Consider the following 23,778-nt stretch of genomic DNA (forward strand, 5'->3'; position numbering starts at 1 on the left):
AGTATCATTCCAACAATTATCTATGCGACTTCATGTCGCACCCACGGTGTGTCCAAATGATGAATAGCAACACACCTTTTTTGTGCATTTACGCCTGTACCTAACATGGATGTGGAGCCGAACAATACTCGTACCGAACCCTCGTTCATGGCTGCTATCACCGCCTTTCTTGCCCTCTCGTTCTTGCACTCCTGAATGAAGCGAATCTCTGACGAGGGTATTCCATAATCCTCTATCAGCTTACGCTTGATTTCAGAATACACGTTGAATTCCCCAGGTCTGTATGTGCCAAGATCTGAGAATACGAACTGCGTGCCCTTGTGATTGTCATAGCGTTTGTAATAGTCCGCTATCATCTTGGCACAATGGCTCGCCTTATTGTCGGGATGATCCTCACAAGTCGGGTCTATCATGCGCATATCGAGAGCCATCTTTCGGGCATAGTCCGTGGCAATGAGCATCTTTGCCTTCTCTTCCGTTTCTGACAGTGGAAGTCTGCCGAGGATGGTAGCATCGCCCGTCTTGGCAAACTCCATCAGTTTTTGGATGAAGTCCTCCTGCTCGGGTGTCGGTGGTATGTTATGAAGGATCTCGTTCTTCTGTGGTCTGTCCACGCCAACCGCCTCCGCCGTGCGATAGTCGGTTATCTCGTTGTAGAAAGCAGCAAGCTCCGGTACCTTGATGAAGTATCTGAAACGTTCCTTCTGTACGATGTTGTTGGTGACGTTAAACTCGAAGTCGGTAGTTTTCTTGGCGAAGATTGCCGCCCACGCATCGAAACAGCGGATGTCCTGACGCTCCAGTTCCTTGGGGCGCAGGTACTTGAAAAGCAGATACAACTCAGTCAGTGAGTTACTGATAGTTGTTCCCGACAGAAATGTCGCTCCCAAGTCTCTGCCTGTCCGCTCCTGTATGGTTCGGATGGCAAAGAGCATATTGAGTGCCTTCTGGCTCCCCTCGCTGTTGCCGAGTCCTGCCACACGGTCGTGACGGGTGTTGAACATGAGGTTCTTGAACTGGTGGCTCTCGTCCACAAACAAGTGGTCGATGCCCATCATGCGGAAGTCCACCACATCATCGGTACGCTGCTCGATGCTGTAGGCTATCTTCTGCAACTTCACCTCCAGATTCTGCTTTCGCTTTTCCAAGCCTTTGAGCATTCCCCTCGACACGTCTTTGCCCTGCGTGCGTATCACTTCCAAGTTTTCCTCCACGGTATCAAGCTCAGCCTGCAATATCTGCCGCTGGAGTTCTGGCGATTGCGGTATCTTCCCGAACTGGTCATGCGACATGATTACACAGTCATAGTCGTTGTTCTTGATGTTGTTGAAGAAACTGACACGGTTCTTGGTGGAAAAATCCTTCTCCGAGGCATAGAGTATCCTCGCATGGGGATAAGCTGTCTGATAGGTGGCAGCTATCTCCGCGACATTGGCTTTCAGCCCGATAATCATCGGCTTGTGAGCCATACCGAGGCGTTTCATCTCATGCGCAGCCATGCACATGATGAGGGTTTTGCCTGTACCTACGGCGTGGTCACATATCCCGCCGCCGTTCTGCAAAAGCATCCAAACACAGTCCTTCTGACTTGGATACACACTCTTGATGCCATACTTTCCGCCAAGGGCTTTCAAGTCCAAGCCGGGGAAGGTCTGGTGAGAACCGTCATACTTCGGACGCACGAAGCAGTTGAACTTCCGGTTGTACATTGTGGTCAAGCGTTCCTTAAAGGAGTCAGACTGCTCCTCCAGCCATTCAGTGAACCCGTTGCGGATTTCGTCAATCTTGGCATTGGCAAGCTGTATGCCCTCGCTGTCACGCACCTTGATGTCGTTGCCGTGTTCATCCTCACCGATGCTCTTCATCATGTCGGGACAAGTGTTGTGCAGGGCATGTTTCAGAAGACTCATGCCGTCATAGTTGCGGTAATAGCCCTTCACCATATACTCATCCGTGATGGCCATGGTCTTCATACTGCATTTTGCCGAATATTCGTCCATGCTGTCGGAATAGACGATGCTGACCTGTGTATTGAAGAGGTGGCTCATGTAAGCGGAATACACACCTGTAGGTATCCAACGCTCACCGAAGTTGAAGTCCAGGTCCTCAAAGGCTATCGGTTCGGGAATGCTTGCCTTCAAGGCTTCCAACGACTCCCTCACGATTGCATGGTCGGGATTTTCCTTCAGCCATTCTTCTATACGCTCCGCTTTCTCTATGACATTGCCAGCAATGAAGCGGTCGGCTATCTCGTAGCCGTCTATGAGCGGATTGTAATAGATGCGCCCTTTAAGCGCTTCCGTCAGTTCCGGTTCCAGCATATCCGATAATTCAGTCATATACGGCAAGTCGATACGGCCGAACTTGTTGAGCGAGGCGGTGAGCGCTTCCTCTGGAGAATCGACATGACTGACCTCGTCAAGCGAAAAAGAGACCGGGTGGTCGAAGATGTCTGACTTTATGAACTGTCCGTTTTCCACCCGTTCCAATGACAGCATGTCGCGCCCTGAGGCATCCATGAGGATGAACTTCACGTTCTGCTTGGCATTGAGGTTGCCGAAGCGAATGAAGAAAGCGTCATAATAGACATTCAGACTCTCACGCATCTGCTTGTTTTCCGTCTGTTCTTCCGCTTCATAGGTGTAAAGTTTCTGATAGGCATCACGGAGGGCGATATACAGGACAGCCTTTTCTTTCTGCTCCATATTCAGATCCAACGGCATGAAGGTAGCACCATACTTGGTAAGGTCTTTCAATACACCGATATTTCTGGCAGAGTCGAGCACCATAGAACCCTCACGATGAAAACTATCCAGTTTCTCATCAAATGGACGGGGCTTCATAGCATCCTCTTTCTTCTTTGCCAGCTCTTCCCGCTTTCTTTCTTGCCCTTTTTGTTGTTCCCGCTCATGATCTGTTTCTTCCAATGTGTTCTGAGTCTTGGAATCTTCTTTTGGCTCATTCCCTTTCGACTGTCCATACCCGATTTGAGCTTTGAGAACTTCTATCGGTTCCATCGGCGGCTTGAACTTCGGATCAAGCGTATCTTCAACGCCCAAAGCCTTGAGTTGTTCCTGACGGTGCAGTTCCGCCTTTTGGCGCAGCAGCACCCTGTCTTCGGGAGCCATGGTCATCATCATCTCGTAAAAGCCGTTGATTGGCGGATTCTCTTCCCAAGAGATGCTTGCGTATGGCTCATCCCCAAGCAGGATTGGTTTTGTCTCCTGTGCTGTTTCCTGCTCTTTTGCATCTGTCAACGAAGGCTTTTCTTCTTTTTCCACAGGCTTTGTCACAACTTCAAAAGTCGGATTTACGCTTTTTACCAACGGACTTGCTTTCTTCCTTGACACTTTCTTGGCGACAGCACCCACTGTTACCTCTGCTTTCTTCTTTGTAGCATGGACAGTCAGACGGTTTTCTTCTTCCATTCCCCAAAGGTCAAACAGCGTCATTTGCACTGGTGGCTGATGATGATTGGACTTTTGGGATAGCTCTGCATCATCAGTAGGCTTTTCCTGCTTTTGCAAGGATACTACCGTATCGCTCTGCTTTTCCTCAATGGAAGGCTTTATCTTCTCTGTTTTTTCTATCTTTTCTGTTTCTTCAACCTCCTTAACTTCCTCAGCCTTTGTTTCCTCTATCCCCAAGTATCGGTTCAAATTGAGGTTCTTCTTAAAGTCTTCATGGAGCATCTTTCGCAAATCCTCTGCAATGCCTTCCACGCCATCCTCATGCGTGTATATCATTGCAGGTTTGCCGAACGGGTCAGTATCCAACTTTGCTGTTGTATGGATAATGCGTTCCGGATGCTCCAGAAAGTAGTTGTTTGTCGGAATGCGGTTCTCGTCATTATAGACGGTATCAAGCAGGTTGTCGTCTCCTCGCAGCGACTCCTTTTGGCTGTTTTTCTGGAGGATGATGAGGTCACTGCCCACTTCCGTATTGGCATTTTCCGTGAACAGGTTGTTGGGAAGACGAATCGCTGACACGAGATCAGCATGATAGAGCATCATAAAACGCGCGGCACTGTTGTTTTTGGCATTCAATACGCCTTGTGAGGTGATGAAGGCAACCAACCCGCCGTCCCTTACCGTATCAAGAGCCTTGACAAAGAAGTAGTTGTGTATGCGTCTGGTGACAAGTGCCCTCATGCCTTTCATGGCTGTATAGGACGGATCAAACACGGCAACATCGCCAAAGGGAATATTTGAGATGGCGAGGTCGAAGTAGTCATTGAAAGGCTTTTCTATCTTCTCGAATCCCTCTATGCGCACTTTCTGCTCCGGGTGCAGATGGCAGAGTATCTTTCCCGTAAGCAGGTCTTTTTCAAATGCCATAATGTCTGCCTTGGGATTGTTATCCAAGACGGAATCGACAAAGGCACCGATGCCTGCCGAGGGTTCAAGCACCTTTTCGGGGATGATCTGATGCTCTTTCAACACATCCGTCAGAGCCTCCGTAACGGCTGACGGCGTGTAGAATGCCGTGAGGACAGACTGTTTCAGACTGTCCATCAACTGTTTGTACTCGCTTTCGTTCTTGCTGTTTTCACGGATAAGTCTATGCAGCTCCACTGTTGGAGCAAACAATTCAAGGTCTGACTTTGTCCAATGGACGGCATCCGCCAGTTCCCTGGCAGGGTTCAGGATGCACTTCAATCCCCCGAATCCGCAATAACGCTCCAGAAGGAGACGCTCACGGGCGGTCGGCGTGCGCTGTTCCCTGTCAAGGATGAATGCCGTCTCTATCGCCTTGATGTTGTCGTTCAGCCGTTGTTTTCTATTGTACGCCATTTGACTCTATGAAAAGGGCTACGGCTCCAGTCAACTCCGTGTAGAGCTGGTCGTAGTCCGGTGACTGGGCAAAATCGTCATCGGTGAGGTCGTAAATGGAATACACGTTGTCAACCAAAGGCAGGAGGTTCTTGACAAACGCTTCCTGGTCTTCTACTGCTACCTCCAGGGGAAACTCACTGTCAACAACATCATACAGGATGCTGTACTTGGAAAAGCGGAGACCTTTCAGCAATGCTGACATGGCAAGCTCTTGTGCCGCATCGGCAAAGAGGGCATCACGCCGTGCCTGCTCATATACTTCTGCGGCATGGTCTGCACGTTCGCGGATAAAGTCCGCATCGCTGGCTTGTGGAAAACGGTTCTCTCTGAGATGGTTCAAGAGATACAGTCCGTAATAGGACAACTCTGTCTGTGCCTGTTTCTTTCTGTTCATTTGTCTGTTGAATGGATTAAGTGGTGAATAATAAACCGTGGATGGCGGTTGATGTTTGTGTGAAAGCAAGAAAAAGGCACTCGGTATCCCTCCGAGTGCCGCCACTTAATCCACAGTAAATAAAAGCATCCTGAATAAAGACACCATTTATGAACCATGTTTCGGTGGCAAAGGTACAAACTATTTCTTGTATCTCTTCACATTTCCTCGCTTTTCTGCTGTTTTGCGCTCTGCAAAGACGAATTTCGTGTTGAAATTCTCGTCAAAGGCTATGGCTGCGGAGAAAGGCTTGCCTTGCTTGCTGGTGAAACCATTGAGCGTTCTGGTCTTGCCCTTGGTGAGCAAGTCGGTGATGTCGGCATCTGTGAGCAACTTTCCTGCTACCTGCTTGAACACTGGCATACCGCACTCCTTGTTGCTGCATCTTACTACCTTTCCGAAGAACTGCATGATACCTTGCTTGCATTTAGGACACTGGCAGCCGGAATCCTTGTGGCTGAAAAGTCTGTCACAACCTAACAATTCCGCAGTGATTTCACGGGTATAGCCTTCGATACTATGGGTGAACCCGTCTGCACTTGCTTCACCTCGTTCAATCTTGGCAAGTTCCGCCTCCCATTTGCCCGTCATCTCCACATTGGCAATCGCCATGTTCTTCACCACGGAATGCAGGGCGAGTCCTTTTTCCGTCGGCACGAGTTTCTTCTGCTGGCGCACCATATACTCTCGTTTGAGCAAAGTCTCGATGATGGCGGCACGTGTGGCAGGTGTGCCTATACCGATGTCCTTCATTGACTGGCGCATCGTATCATCTTCTATCTCTTTGCCTGCGGTCTCCATTGCTGCAAGCAATGTGGATTCCGTATGCAAAGGCTTCGGCTTGGTCTTACCCTCCGTGATGGTGCAGCCAGAAAGAGTGATATGCTGTCCTTCTTGCCAGTTGGGAATGACTTGATCCTTGACCTCATTGTCGGTTGCGTCTGCATCCTTGTCCTGCCTGTTGTTCTTTTCCTTGAGCGACAACGCTCGCCAGCCAGTCTGTCGGATGATGGAGCCACTGATGCCAAACTCAACTTCATGATCCACTTGCGCCGATACTGATGTGATGTCCTTGATGCAGTCTGCCGAGAACGCTTCTATCATCCGGCACAATATCATGTCATAAACGATCTTCTCGTCCTTGAAAAGACCGACAGCAGGATTCTCTGTGATGAGCAGGGCATGGTGATCGGTCACCTTGGCTGCATTCACGCTGTTCTTGCTGTAGTCCTCACTGCCAGGCAAGAGTTTCACTTTCTCTCCATATTCCGAATGATTCTCCAGATTCTTGAAGAGTTTGGGAAGGGTGGCAAATATATCATCCGAGATATAGCGGCTTGATGTTCTTGGATAGGTGATGAACTTTGCCTCGTAGAGTTTCTGGGCGATGGATAGTGTATGCTCTGCCGTGAAGCCATGCTGGGAGTTGGCTTCTTTCTGCAAGGTGGTAAGGTCGTAAAGGAGCGGTGCCTTCTCCACCTTTCGCTTGGTTGCGACCTTTGTGATGATGGCAGAACCGGTATCTTTCACCTTATTATATATGTCGGTTGCGGTGGCTTTGTCTGCCCATCGGTTGGCAGATGTGAACTTCAGTATATTGCCACTGTCTGCATCAACCACACCGAAGTGTACCTGCCAGAACGGTTTCGACTCGAAACGCTTGTGTTCCCAATAGCGTTCGCACACCATGCCAAGTGTCGGAGTCTGCACACGACCTACGGAATAGGTGCCACGTCCTGCGGCTATCGTCAGGGCTTGTGTGCCGTTGATGCCGACGAGCCAGTCTGCCTCACTTCGTGCCTTGGCTGCATGATAGAGATTGTCATACTCCTTGCCATCCCTGAGGTTCAGAAGTCCCTCACGGATGGCGGTGTCCGTAAGCGAACTGATCCAGAGACGGTCGAAAGGCTTCCTGCAACCGAGATACGCATAGAGGTATCGGAAAATCAACTCTCCCTCACGTCCGGCATCAGTTGCTACGATAATGCGCTCACTGCTGTCAAACAGCTTGCCGATTATCTTGATCTGGGCAAGCACACCTGCATCTGGTTTGTAGCCGTTCTCAGTCTTGACTTGTCGGGGAACAAGAACGAACGGGTCGGGAATCACAGGCAGATTCTCCGCATGGAATCCCTTCATGCCGTAGGTATCCGGCATGGCTGGCTGCACTAAATGTCCGAATGCCCATGTCACATAATAGCCATTGCCCTGCATATAGCCTTCCTCACGCTTGTCAGCTCCTACAATGTGGGCGATTTCCTTGGCTACGCTTGGCTTCTCTGCGATGATTGTCTTCATTGTCTGTTGTTTTTGTGACATCCGCAACCGTGGGATAGACGATCGCAGATGTCGGTTGTTATAATGGATGATTAACTCTGTGAATCAAGTGGCGGCAATTACATCTTCACGCTTCTTGCCTTTCTCTTTGGCTTCTGTTCCTCGGCGTTCTGTTCCTTCTGCTGCTTGTCGTTCTTTGGCGCAGACTGTCCCGGACTCAGCGGATCCTTGGTGTGCTTGGTCGCCTCATGGGTCTTGCCCTGCTCGTTGACGGCGACTTGTACCTTGTTCTCGTTGGTCGGAATCTGTTCCTTTGCCTGCTTTAGGTCGGGATTGTTGCGGTAGGAACGTGGTTGCATCTTGTCGAAGTCGAACTTCACATAGGCGGTATAGGTACCGCTGCCGTTCTTGTTCGGCACTTCCTTGATTTCTATGGTCTTGCCTGCCACATAGTCGTCCTTCTGCTGCTCGGTCAACTCCTTCTTGAAATAGGTGTTGAGTCGGCGGATGGTTCCGTCCTCATTGAGCCAGTGGTTGGGATCTTGCTGTTTCTTCTGACCGCCCGTATCACCTTCTGCCTTCTGCTCCTGCTTGTCAGCGGTTTGCTTCTTGTCGCCATTCTGTTTCTGACCTTGCGCCTGTCTTGTGCTGCCAGGCACGAACTCCACGCCACGCTGTTCCACATTCACCTGCAGCAGCGGTGTAAACTTGCGCCCGTTGGCAAGCTCAATCTCCTTGCGAAGCGGAATACCTGAGTAGAGCACTCTCTTGTCGTCCTTGGTAATAGGTGTCTTGCCGATGGTATCGGGTATGCGCACCTTGTTGGTCGGGATGTCAACAATCTCATTGGTGAGACGGTCGATACTGATGAAATGAGGACGCAGCTCACCTGTATTCTTGTCGGGGAAATCCACAACCTTTCCGAGGTTGCCGTTCTGCAACAGGTTCTTCTTGTCCTCTGGAGTGAAGGTATAGCCTTTGTAAGCGACATCGAGTTTAGGCTCGTTGCGCACGAAATGCGGCACGAGTTGCAACTGGTCGTTATCGTCCTTGCGGAATGACAGACGGGCCTGTATCTCTATCTGTTCACCGCCGAAGGTCGGCTTCACAATCACAAGCCCCGTCTTGCCGTAGTTGAGCAGGGCTTTCATATCCTTCTCATTCATACTGTTGAAGTCTATGCCATATTTGGCACCCAATTCCTGCAGGTTCACATCGTTACCACTGATGAGGTTCTGCTTTACACCCGGAGCGGTCTGTGCCTGCTGTTCGGCTGCGGTCTGTTCTGGTTTCTGTTCCATGTCGTTCTCTTTTTCGTTGGTTTGTTCAGATGATACATTCTCTTTTTCTGTGTTAGCTTGCGTCTTGGACGCATCGTCCGATGATGCGGTTTCTTTCGCCTGACCTTCCGATTGCTTTGCCTCTTTCTCATAATTGGAGGTGTCAACCTTGTGGGCGGAAAGAATCTCCTTGTTAGCCTCCGGATCTTTCAGCAACTCCTTCATCACGCCAAGCAGGTTTTCCACCTGGTCTGCCGCTATGCGGTAGAATCCGAATCGGCTTGGCTTCTTGCACTGGCGGAAGAAGTTTCTAAAGAAACTGTCCATCAGGTCGCTGTTGCGGTCAAAACGCAGGAAGTCGGACGTGTTCTCCGCCTTGGCGGGTGCTCGCTTCGGTGTGCCGTCCCTGCTGAGTCCGGCGACGACGCTGATCTCGCCCGTCTTTTCGTCACGGACTACCAGCACGTCCTGTTCATCACTCTTTTTCTTTTGTACCATAATTGTAAATTTTTAATGGTGAATACTGTTGTTATTTGAATTTCTGATGAATGCGAGTCAAGTAATGCTCCACATTCTCTTTCTTGAATTCTTTGACATTATTCTCTACAAACTGCATCACATCCTCTTCCGTGTAGTAGGTTTTCTGCCCCAAACGCTTGTAGGGAAGCACTCCCAGACTGCGATAGCGTTGAAGGGAACGAGGGGAGATTTGAAATAAGAGGCAGAGGTCTTGGTTGTCAAGCAATTTTTCATTGATGGCAGAACTTCCTTTTTGCTCCGTCTCTCGTTCGTGTCTCAACATCAGCATGTCGTAGATGCCGTCTATCTTTTTGTGTAGGTCATGGAGATATAACTCCAGTTTTCTCAATGTTCCATCTTCCATGCTCATGTTTCCTTTGCTATTGTTCGTTCCTCAACCATTCTTTCAATGGCTTCAACTTGGTATCGGCATTGATTACCAATTTTAATAAAATCAATGCGGTTCTCTGAGCGCATTCGCTGCAAGGTGCGCTTGCTCACACCAAGCATCTTGGCTGCATCGTCATTGGTCAACATCGGCTTCAATCCCTTACCCGTCAGGTTCTCTTGAAATGCCATTTTTGCCAATCGCACGTACTGGACTATTTCTGTCAACTGTTCTGTCAGCTTTTTGAAGGCTGCACTTTCCATTGTTATTACTTCCATTCTAATTCCGTTTGAAATGTTATATAATTCGTTGTTTTTATTTCTCGGCGGCAAAATTAACCATTTGCGAAATACCCGTTTAACAACTCATTAATGACCCACGTATAATTTTCTTGATTTTTCTTGCCAAGCGGTCGGCAAACCCCAGAAAAGCACTGCCACAGTTATTCATTTTCATTGTTTTTCTACATACACACATTAACTTTGCATCCGAATTTGTTGAACCAATAAAACAGAGAATATGGAAGTAGTAACAATGGAAAAGAAGGCATTCGACTTGATGATGGCAAGATACGATGCCTTGGTAAAGAAAGTTGAGTTGCTGAAGCATAAGGCTAACGGCAAGCGTCTGAACAAATGGCTTACAGGTCAAGAGGTCTGCCAGCAACTTCGCATCAGCCAGCGCACCTTACAAAAACTTCGTGACCGCCGTTTCTTGGGGCATACCCAGATAGGTCGCCAATTCTATTACTGCCCCGAAGAGGTCAAAGCCATCGTTCCGCTTATCGCCAGAATCAAATCGGTATAGCATAAAGCCAAACTCGCCCAAGGCAAAGCCGAAAACTTCACCCTGGGCGAGCCAACACATTTTATATTCACCACTTAATCCAAATTGTAAACAATGAACATGAACCAACTTCTTACGCATGAGAGCAAGTCGATAGACACCGCCATGCAATCCTTGAAGAAAGCCAACAACTGGCTATCCTCATTCATCGAGTCCTACAGCCCACCTTTGGACGGGGAGCGATACCTCACCGACAAGGAACTCTCCGAGCATTTGAAGCTTAGTCGCCGCACCTTGCAGGAATATCGCAAGCAAGGCATTTTGCCCTACATTATATTATGTGGCAAAACCCTCTATCCGGAATCCGAGATACAAGCACTTCTCACTGGTAATTACCGCAAGCCGATAATCGACGGCACTGTTTCATAAGAGGAGGGTACTGCTTCATAATAGTGAAACAAAAATAGCGTACAGGGTACAACGACAAAAATCGTTTCCTCTGTACGCTATTATTTATAAAGGTGTAGGAATCTTATTAAAAGATGAGAGATTCTAACTTGCACCTCTTGGCATCGTTCCGTTCATCACAATAATCATCGGATACTCGTGTTTTACTTGCTCTGCATGGCAATCCTTGCGGTTTACAACCTTACTGATAAACCATTGTCTGAACAACAAGGCTTGGTATGTATCCATTTGAAGTGCTATGGCGATAATCACTTCCATATCATAGACATGCGCAGAATATCCATTTTCAAGTTTGATGTATTGAGAAAGCTGGAAATCTTTCAGCACACTTTGTTTCCAAATGCGCTTGATGGTATTCTTCACTGCTGTCCCTGTTACATTCAACAGTTCGGCAATCTCCCAAACTGTCATCCACACCTCACCATGATGTGGGGCGTAGATGACCATTTCTTCTTGTATTGTTATCACTTGTCGTTTCATACTCTGCCATTTATAGTGTTAGTATTATCGTTGCAAACATTTCCAAACGTGAATTCCTCAATGTTATTAATCTGCTGAGACAACTTTTCCACGTCTTTGCTCAATTTCTCCTTGGTAATCTTGGCATACACCTGGGTTGTCTTTATGTCCTTGTGACCAAGCATTGAACTCACGGTTTCTATTGGAACTCCGTTGGAGAGGCAAACCGAGGTTGCGAACGAATGACGGCTCATGTGCCAGGACAGCGGCTTGGTGATACCACATTTTTTGCCCAGTCTTTTGAGCGAATCCATACAACTTTGGTAGTTGGGTACTGGAAACACCCTGCCGTCTTCACACAATCCACGGTATTTTTCCATAATTTGCTTGGGATAGTCAAGCAACTTGATGTTGGCTTCCGTTCCAGTCTTCTGTCGATGGATAACAATCCATTCACCTTCATCGAAAAATTCCTTGATGTTCTCTTCCTTCAAGTTGTACAGATCAATGAAAGCGAGACCTGTAAAACAACAGAACAGGAACAAGTCACGCACCATGCTCATCTTCTTTCTTGTGATAGGTGTCTCCATCAACAGGTGAATCTCTTCTTTGCTCAGAAACTCTCTTGTGGTCTCTTCTTCCTTGTACTCATATCGTCTGAATGGGTCTTTTACGAGCCATTCATTATCTATGGCACGGAATACCATTGCACGGAGATTGCGGACAAACACCATTGCAGAATTGATTTTCAGATGCTTGTCGGTTCTGAGAAAAGTCTCGTAGTCCGTGATAAAAGGCAGCGACAACTCTTTCAGAGCAATATCCTTCACATGGTAATGCGCCTGCAAGAACTCGCCCACATAGGCACACCCGATTCTATACTTCGTGTATGTACTCAAAGATTTCATGCCAGCCTTATATTGCTTTTCCATTTCATCACGGCTTTGGGAATAGACTTTCATCAGTGTATGGCAACGATACTCCAAGCCAAGAAAGGCGTTCTTCACCTTGTCGGCAGTGACGAAGTTGTCCCTGTCCATAATCTCCTGATAATGCTTGCTGATACTCACACGCATCTTGTCCAATTTACGGTTCACCTCCAAAGCCTGCATACTCTTACCTATCATGCGTCCGCCCTTGGTGTCCCACAAATCAGAATTGGCAGTTGTCTTGCAACTGAACTGCGCCTGTGTTCCGTCCACTGTGATACGTCCCATAACTGGAACAGTACCATCTTTCTTTACTACCTGTCTTTTGAGGTAGAAGATAATTGAAAATGTACTCTTCATAACGTCATTCTTTTTTGCGTTCAAAATTAATACATGAAGAGTCTTTTCTTGCTACGCATTTCACGGCAGAACACGGCAAATTTGGTTCGTAACCAAAAATCTTACGTTACTCATCAGTAACTCACTATAAATCAGAGTATTCAAATTCAATTCGTAACCTTCCTCATTCTTCCGAACCTTAACATTCCTCATTTGGGGTATAGGTTACGGATAGGTAACGTTCCTCTGTCTCATCTTGTCGTATTCCCGTCTTCGTCTGTCCTCGCCACTTTTAACCAAAATGAGGAAAGTAACTGATAACCAGTAAACTTTCCTCATTCTTCTCTCAAACACTTTTTATATGTACTTTCATAAGGGAAAACAGTCTGTTTCCTATAAGGGAACAGACTGTTTCAATATGGCGAACAAACTGTTTTTATATATTGGAACAAATTGTTCTGATACGCTGAAACAAAGTGTTCAAACGCATGTGAACACTTTGTTTCGTAGGCTTGGAACAATGTGTTACGCTTCTATACTCTTATGCTTCTTATACTCTTCAATCACATGTTTCCTGCTCTGCAATATCTGCCAGCGATATACCAGGCACGTGGTGATGAAGTAGAAGCCCGTTTGTATCCATAGTGCTTGGTACTCGAAAGAGACTTCATTGAGTGTGGCTCCCATGCTGTTGATGCGTACGTAGCCGTTGATGCCGAAGGTAGAAGGGAAGATGTACGAGAAGTACTTCCAGAAAGCGGGCATAGCAGCTCCCGGCCATGAAATGCCGGAGAGGAACAGCAGCGGCACGGAGGTGAACACGAACAGCAGCATGCACGTTTCGCGGTTGCGGATGGCAATGGATGCTGTCATGGCAAAGAAAATACAAGCGGCCAGGTAGGGCAGGGTGAACAGAGTCAGGACACCGGGTATCGCTATTTGGTTGAGGCTGAAAAGCCATGGAACCACACACAGTATATATACCGATACCAGTGAATATACCATGAAGTAGCTCAGCCCTTTTCCCATCACAATGCGTAGTGTGCCGTTGTAGTGGCGGTTGATAGGCACCAGGTCGCGGAAGCGGTTCTGTTCGCGTGCCGTCCCGGCAGACAAGCCGATGCCGAGTAGCAGCGTTTGCTGGATAATCAATACCAATACTGCCGGAATCAGGAAAGCGGCAAATCCGTTGGTTGGATTATAGAGGGCGACATCCTCATACTCTATCGGGTAGGCGGTAATCTCGTCCTGGCGGTCGGTGGTATTGGCGCTTCGCTCCACTTTGATGTCTGCGTTCATGGCAAGCGACACGTTGGTGTTGGCAGTCAGCAAGGCTTTGTAATACAGCAGTCCGCTCATGTCGCAGAAGATGCTGACCTGCGTTTGCTTACCGCGTACAATGTCGTCGCTGAAGGTGGAGGGGATGTAGATAATACCGTATGCCCTGCGGTCCTTCAACATCAGTTTGGCTTCTTCCATATCAGCGCAGTAGCTCACGAGGCTCACTTCGGGACTGGAGTCCACTTTCCGCAGGTATTCGCGGCTCAACGAGGAGCGTGAGTCATCCACCACGACAGTGGGCACTTCGTGGATAGTTTCGTTGGTATAGATGAAAGCGTATATCAACGGATAGACCAACGGAACGAGCACGAAGAAGATGAGCACGCCCTGGTCGCGGAAGGTGGTGCCGAATTCCCGTTTCCATATATAGAACAAGTCATGAATGCCTTGTATCACTTTCTGTCTGAACGTCAGGTCTTTCATTAGGGCATGTATTTATAGTAAACCAACGCTCCTTTCAGCCTATGGGCTATAAGGAACGGGAGCATCATGAAAATAAGCAGCGCTACGTAGTTGACCCACGAGTAAATCATGGGGTATCCATTCAGTGCCTGGTCCACATAAATCAGGAAATAGTGGCGCAGGGGGAACAGATTTGCCAATGCCTGCAATACGGGGTGCATGCCCATGGCAGGGAATGACAATCCGCACATGGAGAAAGAGAGTACGCCCCATAGGGAAGCGAAACTGAGTCCCAGACGCAGGGTAGGCAGGGTTCCTATCATCAATATTCCCATGCCTTGCGATGCCAGCACCAGGCAAAGAGTGGCAAGCAGCATCGGCAGGATGCCGCTGTTGCAGGGAAAATGGAGGAAACCGTAGAGGTATACATTATATAATATTCCCATCAGGAAGAAGATGGCGGTATGCGGCAGCAGTTTGCCGGCAAGGGAAATCCAGATGGAGTTGTTGCCCATGCGCAGCCATTCGCGGGCGGTGCGGTCTTTTATCTCGACTCCGATGGAATAGACGGTTACCATGAAGATAAGCAGCATCAATACGCCCGGTGCAAAGGTGTTGCACAGATATACGGAGTAGTTCAGCCACGGGTTATTGAGTGGATGCGTATCTATGACGATGGGTTGGAGGAAGGCCATCGCTTGTTCCTCGGTAGCTCCTTTGGCATATAGGGTGCTACGTGCTGCGGCACCGGATGCCAATTCGCTCATCATCTTCATGTCCTTGAAGAGGAGTGAACCTGCGATGAGCAGGGTATTGTTTGTATAGAAAGAGAGTTTGGGCTGCCGTCCGGCCTGCGCTTTGGCAGAGGTACCTTCGGGAATGTAGAAGAAACCGTAAATCTCTCCGCGCTGCATGGCGGTACGGGCTTCGTTGATGGTAGGGTAGCGGGCGACGACGGCTGTCTGCTCAAAAGCGTCCAAGTTACGTATCAGCTGGCGTGAAGTGGCACTCATGTCTTGGTCCACCACACCTACGGGCATGTCCGTAGGAAGCCCGGAGTCCATCAGCGTGGTGAAGAATATGTAGCAGAACAACGGTGCTATCACCATACAGAACAGATAGAGCGGGCGGGAAACAAGACGGCGGCATTCGCGTCTTGCTACATTCCACAAAGCCGTATGTTTCTTATTTCTTTCCATCATCCTCTCCAATAACTCATAACTCCTTTACTTCTTCAATACAACACTCATTCCCGGACGCAGTCCTTCCACCTTCTCTTGCGGAGCGGCTTTTACTTCGAATGTTTTCAGGTCGAACTGGCCGGTAGTCTTGGTCGCTTTCCAGGCGGCATATGTGCCGAGGTCTTTCATATAGTACACTTTCAGGCGGATATTCTTATCGAGTGCAGGGATGAACGCCTCGAATTCGGTATTCATACCCAACCCTTGCAGCAAGTCCTCGCGTACATTGAAGGTTATCCACATATCGTCCAGAATGGCGATGTTCATAATGGGAGCACCCGTGCCCACGAGCTCGCCTACTTTGGGGAATATCTCGGATACCTCACCGGCAGTCTGTGCAATCAGGTAAGTTTCCTTGATGTACGATTCAACTTCGGCCACAGCTCCTTTGGCACGTTCCACCAAGGCAGCGGCAGCGGCTTTGTCCTCGCGTTCCGCACCGTTCTTGGCCATATCATACTGGGCTTTGGCGGCTTTCTCCGTAGCCCGGGCTGCATTGCGTTGGGCGGTAACTTCGTCAAGCTTTTGTGTAGACATCACGCCTTGGTCGTGCAGGTTCTTCACACGCGTGTAGGATTTTTCGGCAATCTCCAGTCCGGCCAGTGCCTTTTGCCACATTTCATAGGCAGCTTGTATCTGTTCCCGACGGGCGCCTTTTAGAGCTTTTTCGTTCTGGGCTTGGGCTGCCGATTCGGCGGCGCGTGCTTGTTCCAGTTTGGCCTGCACGTCCGGAGCCTCCAAAATGGCAAGGGTGTCTCCGGCTTGTACGCTTTGTCCCTCTTTTACACGAAATTCCAGAATACGTCCCGGCACTTTGCTCGATACTCGATACTCCGTTACTTCTGCTTGTCCTTGCACAATTTCCGGCCCTTTACGCAACATGAAGAAACCTACAAGGGCAACGATGGCAATCACTCCCGTCAGCGTGAGGAATGCCAACAACATGTTACTGTTTTGTGATTTTGTATCCAACATATTATTTACTATTTGACTGTTTACTATTTACGATTGAAGAAACTATCAATTATCAATTGTCAATTCCCCCGTTGCCTTTCTCAGATAGATTTCCGTCAGTTTTACGTCAATCTGTGCGTCTATCTTTTCCGATTGGGCAGAAAGCCATGCGGTGTGCGCTTCGAGCACATTGCTGGCAGGTATAACGCCTTCCTCAAAGCCAAGTGTGGCGTATCTCAGGTTCTCGTTGGCTTTTTCCAGGTTCTTTTCGGCCATGGTCAGTTTCTTGGCAGCTTCGTTCACTTGGAAAGCCGACTGGTTGACCTGCAGCTCTATCTTTTCTTTGGCGTCATCCAACTGGTATTGGGCGATGCGTGCTTCCGATTTGGCTGCTTTTACTTTATAGATGCCTTCGCCCCAGTGCCAGATGGGTACCGACACCATGACACCCACATTCCACATCCCCTTGAACTTTTTCTCGAAACTGTTGAAGACGGAAGGGTTGGTTGCCATATAGCTGCCCATTAGTGCTATGGAAGGAAGATATTCCGAACGGGTGACATTTACTTTCTGCTTATAAATCTGCGTGGCAAGTTCCAGGCTACGCACTTCGGGACGGGTAGCATAAACATTGTTGATGTCGATGGCACCGTTTTCCGGAGTAGTGGGAGCCAGGTCTTCCTTCTGTTCGTCTGTGAGCATGACGGGAGTGGAAAGGTCGAGACCACACAATTGGCACAGCAGCATCCGGGCAAGGCTCAGGCCATCGGTTACTTTGGTCAGGGTCATTTCGGCCTCATTCACTTTTACTTTGATGGAGAGTCCGTCTGCTTTGGTGGCAACGCCTTCGGCAATCATTTTGTCAACGTCGCTGTCGAGCTTCTGCAGTAGTTTCAGATAACCTTCTGCCAGCTTCTTTTTATGGGCAAGGGACACTACCTGCCAATATGCCTGGTCTGTACTCAGGATTACTTCCTGCATACCGGTGTTGTGCTGCTGGCGGGCCAGCTCTTCGGCGTATTTGGTAATTTTGTTGTAGGCACGTATCTTGCCGCCCATATATAGGGGTTGGGTCAAGGTCAGTGCGCCCGCATACATGTTGCGGGTGTCTGTACGAAAGGCGTCAACCAAGGATTGGCCTGCACCGTCGAGGGCACCTACCAGGCTTTGTCCTAAAGCCGGCAATTGGCCTGCCAGTTCTGGATGAAGCTGTGCGATGACTTGGGCAGCCTGCTGTAACGGTCCGCTGAGACTTGTACCCAATCCGGACAAGGCTCCTTTCTGAGCGTCGCTGAGGATGGACAACTCTTTTTGACTGCGCATATATCCGCCGCTGGCCGAAATGTTGGGAAGGTAATTAGTAAATGCCGCTTTCCTTTGATAGTGGGCAGCGTTGATTTTTTCCTGGCTTATCAGCAGTTCTTTGTTGTTGGAGATTGCCAATGCACGGCAACTATCCAAGCTTAATGCTTCCTGGGCCTTCATGGGGAAGGATAGGTATGCCAAACAGATGAAACAGAAGAACTTTTTCATTGGGCTATACATTAATTAAGGTGATGAATCTGTTGTTTATACAGCAACAATAATTGCATAAACAACGATGCAAATGTATAGGCTTTCAATGATATTGCAAAATAATTTAGATTTTTTTGTATTAATTCAAGCTGAATGATTGCGAACCGATAAGGGTACCGTCAGCAAAAATGTCTACGCGGTAGGTGCCTGCATAGAGGTATTCTTCTACATCCCAATATACGGTGACGGCTTGCTCTTCTCCGTTGTATTCTATATACTTCTTGATGGAATATACCAGTTCCCGGTTCTCGTATGGGAAGGTGTTCGAGGAACTTTTGGTCAGCACGTCATTGTCCGGTTTGGTGATGCGGATGTAGAGGGTACGTTCGCCGGTCTCTGCAGTGATGTTTTTCACGATGGAGAAGTTTATTTTGAACTTCACGATGTCTTTCACCTTCTTGGCAGTCTTGCCGCGTTTGTTTGTGGGCTGCACAGAGATGTTGGTGGCGTCCAGTTGGGCGGCAAGTGTCACGGTCTTGGTCAGGTTCTTCTTCTCTTCGGACAAGTTGCTGATTTGCCGGGAAGCGGCGTTGTACTTCTTGGTGACATCGGCTATGATTTCCTTCTGTTGAGCAGTCAGGCGGTTTAGCGAGTCAATCTGGTTGATATAGCCTATCATGACTTTGCGGAGAGAGGCCAGTTCCTTCTTCAGACGGCGTATCTCGGTGGCATTGCTGCTCTTCACGGTGCGGAGTTCTTCCAATAAACGTTGGGTCTTCAATTGTTCCTGCTCCAAGAGTACGGAGAGGGAGTCGTTGGAGACTGTCAACTTCAGTTCGTCATATTGTCTGGCGAAGTCTGTGTATTGATTTTCAAGGTCTTCTTTATCCAGATTGAATTCCATCACCAGTTCCTTGTTGGTTTGCTTTTCGGAAATCAGCAGAATGGTAACTCCTATTAATAATAAGATAAGGAGGCTGCCTGCCACGATGAGAAGTGTATTCTTCTTAACTGCCATTTTTGATAATGATTAATGGTTAAGTGATTAATGGTTGGTGGCTGATTATTCGTCCTACATTCATTAATCGTCCGCAAAATTAATCATTAATCATTAATCATCGTCCACTAATCATTGGCTAAATGTGTATTTAACTAAAATTATTACGGAAATATTTCTCTAATTACGAAGTTCGCTGTACTTTTGCGTCATCTTTAAAGAACACTTATAAACAAAAAACTTTAGAAATTATGTCAAAAGTAACCGTAGTAGGTGCAGGTAACGTAGGTGCTACATGCGCTAATGTGTTAGCCTTTAATGAAGTGGCTGACGAAGTGGTAATGCTGGACGTGAAAGAAGGCGTTTCAGAAGGTAAGGCAATGGATATGATGCAGACTGCTCAACTGCTGGGCTTCGACACCACTGTTGTAGGTTGTACCAACGATTATGAGAAGACTGCCAACTCCGACGTTGTAGTGATTACTTCCGGTATTCCCCGTAAGCCGGGTATGACTCGTGAAGAATTGATCGGTGTTAATGCAGGTATCGTTAAGTCGGTTGCACAGAACATCTTGAAATATTCTCCGAATGCTATCCTTGTGGTTATCTCCAACCCGATGGATACCATGACTTATCTGTCATTGAAGTCTCTGGGCTTGCCGAAGAACCGTATCATCGGTATGGGTGGTGCTTTGGACAGCTCTCGTTTCAAATATTTCTTGTCTCAGGCTTTGGGCTGCAACGCCAACGAAGTGGAAGGCATGGTTATCGGTGGTCACGGTGATACTACCATGATTCCGTTGGCTCGTCTGGCTACTTACAAAGGACAGCCGGTAAGCACACTGCTGAGCGAAGAAAAACTGAACGAAGTGGTAGCTTCTACTATGGTAGGTGGTGCTACACTGACTAAGTTGCTGGGTACTTCTGCATGGTATGCTCCGGGTGCGGCAGGCGCTTATGTCGTTGAGTCTATCATCCACAACCAGAAGAAGATGATTCCTTGTTCAGTATATCTGGAAGGAGAATACGGTGAATCAGACATCTGTATCGGTGTTCCCGTAATCCTTGGCAAGAACGGTATCGAGAAAATCGTTGAACTGGAACTGACTGCTGACGAAAAAGCTAAATTTGCTGCCAGCGCTGCTGCCGTTCACAAGACAAATGCCGCTTTGAAGGAAGTAGGTGCTCTCTAATTGAGGGTAACTTAAAATGATAAGCAAACCTCACGGTCTTTTTCCGAAAGGAAAAGTCGTGAGGTTTTTTTATTCTCCAAAAACAAGAATCATTATGAAAAAACTACTATTAGGTATTGCTGCCGCTTGCCTGGCTGGTTTTACTTTTGCGCAGGATGCTCCGCTGTGGATGCGTCATAGTGTCATCTCTCCCGATGGGACCACCATTGCTTTTACGTATAAAGGAGACATCTATACGGTGCCGGTTGCCGGTGGACGTGCCATGCAGATAACTACCAATCCCGCATATGATACGGCTCCGGTATGGAGTCCGGACAGTAAGCGGATTGCTTTTGCTTCGGATCGTATGGGAAGCCTGGACGTCTACATTGTGGCCAAAGACGGAGGCGAACCACGACGGCTGACTACCCACTCGGGAAGCGAAACGCCGCTTGCTTTTACAGATGCCGGACATGTCTTGTTCTCTGCGGGCATCATGCCGTCTGCCGAGGCTGTTGTCTTTCCCTCTAACGGGCAGTTCAACCAGGTCTATCGAGTATCAGTGGAGGGAGGGCGCCCGACGATGATTTCGTCCATGCCTATGGAGTGCATCTCCATCAATAAGGAGGGAGCGATGTTGTATCAAGATAAGAAAGGTTACGAGGACTACTGGCGTAAACATCACGTATCGCCCATTGCCCGTGACATCTGGATGTATACTCCGGGAAAAGAACCGCAGTACCGCCAGCTGACCACTTTCGGAGGAGAAGACCGTGAACCGGTTTGGGCTCCTGATGGAAAAACATTCTACTATCTGAGTGAGGAAAACGGCTCTTTCAATATCTACCGACGTACTCCCGGAGATGCGAAGGCCGTGCAGTTGACGCACTATACCAAAAATCCGGTACGCTATCTCAGTGCCGCTACGGACGGAAGGTTGTGCTATGGATTTGATGGTGAGATTTACACCCTGCTTCCCGGTGGAGAAGCGCAAAAGGTGAACATCAGCATTGTTTCCGACAGAAACGACAAGGACATTATCCGCCAGATTAAGAGTAGCGGTGCCACGGAAATGGCAGTGTCTCCGGATGGTAAGGAAGTGGCTTTCGTTTTGCGCGGCGATGTCTACGTCACTTCAGTGGAATATAAGACTACGAAGCAGATAACGAATACTCCTTGTCAGGAACGTACCGTAGACTTTGCCCCCGATGGGCGGACACTGGTTTATGCTTCCGAACGTGGCGGGCTTTGGCAACTTTACACTTCGACGATTGTGCGTAAGGATGAAAAGCTGTTTACCTATGCCACAGAGCTGAAGGAAGAACGCTTGACAAACTCGGATGCCGCTTCTTTCCAACCCCAATACAGCCCTGACGGTAAAGAGATTGCCTTTCTCGAAAACCGCAGCACCATCCGTGTCATCAATTTGAAGACAAAGGATGTGCGTACCGTTATGGATGGCAAGTATCAATACTCTTATTCGGACGGTGACCAGTGGTTTCAGTGGAGTCCGGACAGCAAATGGATTCTTTCGGACTATATCGGTGTAGGTGGATGGAACAACAAAGATGTTGTGCTGCTGAATGCCGATGGCAAGGGTGAAATGGTGAACCTGACCGAGAGCGGATACAACGATGGCAATGCCAAATGGGTATTGGGTGGAAAAGCCATGATTTGGACCAGTGACCGTGCGGGGTATCGCAGCCACGGCAGTTGGGGAGCCGAAGACGATACTTATATCATGTTCTTTGATGCTGAAGCATACGACCGTTTTTTGATGAACAAGGAAGAAACCGCTTTACTCGAGGAAGCGGAGAAGGCAGAGAAGGAAAAAGCCGGGAAGAAAGACGAAAAGGATGCTAAGAAGAAAAAAGAGGATGCCGACAAAGATAAGGAGAAAAAGGTAGAGCCGTTAAAGTTCGACCTCGCAAACCGCTTTGACCGTATTGTACGCCTGACCGTCAACTCCTCGCATATGGCAGATGCCATGCTTTCTGCTAAAGGGGATAAACTCTATTATCTTTCTGTTTTCGAGGATGGGTACGATCTTTGGGAACACAATCTGAAAGAGAATGTTACAAAAGTTCTTTTGAAGAAAGTAGGTGCAGGCGCTTTGCAGCCTGACAAGGAAGGGAAGAATATCTTCCTTTGTGCCCGCGACGGAATGAAGAAGATAGAGATTGAAGGCAGCAAGATTTCTCCAATTGAATTTGAGGCTTTCTTCGATTACCGCCCTTATGGTGAGCGTGAATATATCTTCGACCACATCTGGCAGCAGGTAAATGATAAGTTCTATGTGGCAGACTTGCAAGGTACGGACTGGAATGGATACAAAGAAACTTATAAGCGCTTCTTGCCGTATATCAACAATAACTACGATTTTGCGGAAATGCTGAGTGAGATGCTGGGTGAATTGAACGGTTCTCATACGGGAGCGCGTTATTATGCTTCGGGCGCAGCACTTCCTACGGCTGCTTTGGGAGTGTTCTATGATGAAGCTTATGCGGGCGATGGACTGAAGATTAAAGAAATTATAGCTCAGAGTCCATTGACGAAGAAAAAGACGGATGTCAAGCCTGGCTGTATTATCGAGAAAGTGGATGGTGTTGCCATTAAGGCTGGCGCTGATTATTTCCCGTTACTCGAAGGTAAGGCAGGCCGCAAGGTGATTCTCTCGGTCTATGATCCTGTTACCGGAAAGCGGTTTGAAGAAACCTTGAAGCCCATATCTTACGGTGCCCAGAATGAGCTGTTGTATAAGCGCTGGGTGGAAAACTGCCGCAAGAAGGTGGATGAATATTCCGGCGGACGCATTGCTTATATTCACATCAAAGGTATGGATAGTCCGAGCTTCCGTAAGATTTACTCCGATTTGTTGAGCGAAAGCAGTCGTAAGAAAGAGGCTGTTGTGGTGGATACCCGCCATAACGGAGGCGGGTGGCTGCACGAACAAGTAGCGACGTTACTTAGCGGCAAGGAGTATGAACGCTTTGTGCCGCGTGGCCAGTACATCGGCAGCGATCCTTTTGACAGATGGCTGAAACATTCGTGTATGCTGGTTTGCGAGGATAATTACAGCAATGCCCACGGTACTCCTTTCGTATATAAGACGTTGAGAATAGGCAAGCTGGTAGGTGCTCCCGTGGCAGGAACCATGACTGCTGTCTGGTGGGAAAGCCAGATCGATCCAAGTATTGTATTCGGTATTCCGCAGGTAGGCTGCATGGATATGCAGGGCAACTATCTGGAGAACCGCACGTTGCAGCCTGATATCCTGGTCTATAATGAACCGGAAGCTGTTTTGAAGGGAGAAGATGCACAGCTGAAAGCGGCGGTGGACCACTTGCTGAAGGGGTTGCCGCAAAAGAAATAGATGGATTGGACTTTATAAACAAGAGGCACTATAAAATATTTTGTGTAAATGTAAAATACGGGATTCAGTA

The 23,778-nt window shown here is 48.2% G+C and carries 17 protein-coding genes; 4 read left to right on the forward strand and 13 right to left on the reverse strand.

Annotated features, from left to right (window positions below; translation table 11 throughout):
- Positions 1 to 20: 20 nt before the first annotated feature.
- From DW896_RS20660 to DW896_RS20685, 6 genes are all read right to left on the reverse strand, one after another.
- Positions 21 to 4,793 carry a DNA methylase gene (locus DW896_RS20660; protein ID WP_119993741.1) on the reverse strand — a complete coding sequence of 1,591 codons (4,773 nt, stop codon included), beginning with the start codon at positions 4,791 to 4,793 and terminating at the stop codon, positions 21 to 23.
- A complete protein-coding gene (locus DW896_RS20665; RefSeq protein ID WP_117695447.1) occupies positions 4,780 to 5,229 on the reverse strand; it encodes a DUF1896 domain-containing protein in 450 nt (149 codons plus the stop codon). Before DW896_RS20665 ends, DW896_RS20660 begins: the two co-directional genes overlap by 14 nt.
- 180 nt (positions 5,230 to 5,409) lie before the next feature.
- Positions 5,410 to 7,566, reverse strand: coding sequence for a type IA DNA topoisomerase (locus DW896_RS20670; RefSeq protein WP_119993743.1), 2,157 nt, complete (start codon positions 7,564 to 7,566; stop codon positions 5,410 to 5,412).
- Between the two features lie 98 nt (positions 7,567 to 7,664).
- On the reverse strand, positions 7,665 to 9,323 hold the full coding sequence (locus DW896_RS20675) for a DUF4099 domain-containing protein (RefSeq protein WP_119993745.1): 1,659 nt from the start codon (positions 9,321 to 9,323) through the stop codon (positions 7,665 to 7,667).
- A gap of 31 nt (positions 9,324 to 9,354) precedes the next feature.
- The gene (locus DW896_RS20680) at positions 9,355 to 9,633 is read right to left on the reverse strand and encodes a helix-turn-helix domain-containing protein (RefSeq protein ID WP_081978971.1); all 279 of its coding nucleotides are present in this window, start codon (positions 9,631 to 9,633) and stop codon (positions 9,355 to 9,357) included.
- 77 nt (positions 9,634 to 9,710) lie between these two features.
- Entirely contained in the window at positions 9,711 to 10,010 is a 300-nt protein-coding gene (locus DW896_RS20685) for a helix-turn-helix domain-containing protein (RefSeq protein WP_068856520.1), read from the reverse strand.
- 241 nt (positions 10,011 to 10,251) lie between these two features.
- Between DW896_RS20685 and DW896_RS20690 the strand changes: the two genes are divergently transcribed.
- Both DW896_RS20690 and DW896_RS20695 read left to right on the forward strand, forming a co-directional pair.
- The gene (locus tag DW896_RS20690) at positions 10,252 to 10,539 is read left to right on the forward strand and encodes a helix-turn-helix domain-containing protein (protein WP_117664200.1); all 288 of its coding nucleotides are present in this window, start codon (positions 10,252 to 10,254) and stop codon (positions 10,537 to 10,539) included.
- 93 nt (positions 10,540 to 10,632) lie between these two features.
- Positions 10,633 to 10,947 (forward strand): helix-turn-helix domain-containing protein, encoded by a 315-nt coding sequence (locus tag DW896_RS20695; protein ID WP_118141758.1) that lies wholly within the window; start codon positions 10,633 to 10,635, stop codon positions 10,945 to 10,947.
- Between the two features lie 123 nt (positions 10,948 to 11,070).
- Here DW896_RS20695 and DW896_RS20700 read toward each other — a convergent pair whose 3' ends face one another.
- The 7 genes from DW896_RS20700 to DW896_RS20730 form a co-directional block, all read right to left on the reverse strand.
- Positions 11,071 to 11,466 (reverse strand): hypothetical protein, encoded by a 396-nt coding sequence (locus DW896_RS20700; protein ID WP_233339746.1) that lies wholly within the window; start codon positions 11,464 to 11,466, stop codon positions 11,071 to 11,073.
- A complete protein-coding gene (locus DW896_RS20705) occupies positions 11,463 to 12,734 on the reverse strand; it encodes a site-specific integrase (protein WP_118190183.1) in 1,272 nt (423 codons plus the stop codon). Before DW896_RS20705 ends, DW896_RS20700 begins: the two co-directional genes overlap by 4 nt.
- A 504-nt stretch (positions 12,735 to 13,238) precedes the next feature.
- Entirely contained in the window at positions 13,239 to 14,477 is a 1,239-nt protein-coding gene (locus DW896_RS20710) for an ABC transporter permease (protein WP_005829766.1), read from the reverse strand.
- On the reverse strand, positions 14,477 to 15,655 hold the full coding sequence (locus DW896_RS20715) for an ABC transporter permease (RefSeq protein ID WP_009037852.1): 1,179 nt from the start codon (positions 15,653 to 15,655) through the stop codon (positions 14,477 to 14,479). Before DW896_RS20715 ends, DW896_RS20710 begins: the two co-directional genes overlap by 1 nt.
- 27 nt (positions 15,656 to 15,682) lie before the next feature.
- The gene (locus DW896_RS20720; protein ID WP_005829771.1) at positions 15,683 to 16,672 is read right to left on the reverse strand and encodes an HlyD family secretion protein; all 990 of its coding nucleotides are present in this window, start codon (positions 16,670 to 16,672) and stop codon (positions 15,683 to 15,685) included.
- A 45-nt stretch (positions 16,673 to 16,717) separates the two neighbouring features.
- Positions 16,718 to 18,184: a TolC family protein gene (locus DW896_RS20725; RefSeq protein WP_008664221.1), complete on the reverse strand. Its 1,467-nt coding sequence runs from the start codon at positions 18,182 to 18,184 to the stop codon at positions 16,718 to 16,720.
- A gap of 121 nt (positions 18,185 to 18,305) precedes the next feature.
- Positions 18,306 to 19,184, reverse strand: a complete 879-nt coding sequence (locus DW896_RS20730; protein ID WP_005829777.1) for a hypothetical protein — start codon at positions 19,182 to 19,184, stop codon at positions 18,306 to 18,308.
- Between the two features lie 230 nt (positions 19,185 to 19,414).
- Between DW896_RS20730 and mdh the strand changes: the two genes are divergently transcribed.
- Both mdh and DW896_RS20740 read left to right on the forward strand, forming a co-directional pair.
- The gene (gene mdh / locus DW896_RS20735; RefSeq protein ID WP_005829779.1) at positions 19,415 to 20,356 is read left to right on the forward strand and encodes a malate dehydrogenase; all 942 of its coding nucleotides are present in this window, start codon (positions 19,415 to 19,417) and stop codon (positions 20,354 to 20,356) included.
- 94 nt (positions 20,357 to 20,450) lie between these two features.
- Positions 20,451 to 23,708, forward strand: coding sequence for a S41 family peptidase (locus DW896_RS20740; RefSeq protein WP_119993747.1), 3,258 nt, complete (start codon positions 20,451 to 20,453; stop codon positions 23,706 to 23,708).
- Positions 23,709 to 23,778: the final 70 nt, after the last annotated feature.

This window comes from Bacteroides sp. AM41-16 (genome assembly GCF_003603495.1).
Classification (GTDB): Bacteria; Bacteroidota; Bacteroidia; order Bacteroidales; family Bacteroidaceae; genus Bacteroides; species Bacteroides uniformis.

Coding starts and splice junctions, on each gene's coding strand:
- DW896_RS20660 (WP_119993741.1), bottom strand. CDS start 4,793: ATGGCGTACAATAGAAAACAACGGCTGAACGACAACATCAAGGCGATA.
- DW896_RS20665 (WP_117695447.1), bottom strand. CDS start 5,229: ATGAACAGAAAGAAACAGGCACAGACAGAGTTGTCCTATTACGGACTG.
- DW896_RS20670 (WP_119993743.1), bottom strand. CDS start 7,566: ATGAAGACAATCATCGCAGAGAAGCCAAGCGTAGCCAAGGAAATCGCC.
- DW896_RS20675 (WP_119993745.1), bottom strand. CDS start 9,323: ATGGTACAAAAGAAAAAGAGTGATGAACAGGACGTGCTGGTAGTCCGT.
- DW896_RS20680 (WP_081978971.1), bottom strand. CDS start 9,633: ATGCTGATGTTGAGACACGAACGAGAGACGGAGCAAAAAGGAAGTTCT.
- DW896_RS20685 (WP_068856520.1), bottom strand. CDS start 10,010: ATGGAAGTAATAACAATGGAAAGTGCAGCCTTCAAAAAGCTGACAGAA.
- DW896_RS20690 (WP_117664200.1), top strand. CDS start 10,252: ATGGAAGTAGTAACAATGGAAAAGAAGGCATTCGACTTGATGATGGCA.
- DW896_RS20695 (WP_118141758.1), top strand. CDS start 10,633: ATGAACATGAACCAACTTCTTACGCATGAGAGCAAGTCGATAGACACC.
- DW896_RS20700 (WP_233339746.1), bottom strand. CDS start 11,466: ATGAAACGACAAGTGATAACAATACAAGAAGAAATGGTCATCTACGCC.
- DW896_RS20705 (WP_118190183.1), bottom strand. CDS start 12,734: ATGAAGAGTACATTTTCAATTATCTTCTACCTCAAAAGACAGGTAGTA.
- DW896_RS20710 (WP_005829766.1), bottom strand. CDS start 14,477: ATGAAAGACCTGACGTTCAGACAGAAAGTGATACAAGGCATTCATGAC.
- DW896_RS20715 (WP_009037852.1), bottom strand. CDS start 15,655: ATGGAAAGAAATAAGAAACATACGGCTTTGTGGAATGTAGCAAGACGC.
- DW896_RS20720 (WP_005829771.1), bottom strand. CDS start 16,672: ATGTTGGATACAAAATCACAAAACAGTAACATGTTGTTGGCATTCCTC.
- DW896_RS20725 (WP_008664221.1), bottom strand. CDS start 18,184: ATGAAAAAGTTCTTCTGTTTCATCTGTTTGGCATACCTATCCTTCCCC.
- DW896_RS20730 (WP_005829777.1), bottom strand. CDS start 19,184: ATGGCAGTTAAGAAGAATACACTTCTCATCGTGGCAGGCAGCCTCCTT.
- mdh (WP_005829779.1), top strand. CDS start 19,415: ATGTCAAAAGTAACCGTAGTAGGTGCAGGTAACGTAGGTGCTACATGC.
- DW896_RS20740 (WP_119993747.1), top strand. CDS start 20,451: ATGAAAAAACTACTATTAGGTATTGCTGCCGCTTGCCTGGCTGGTTTT.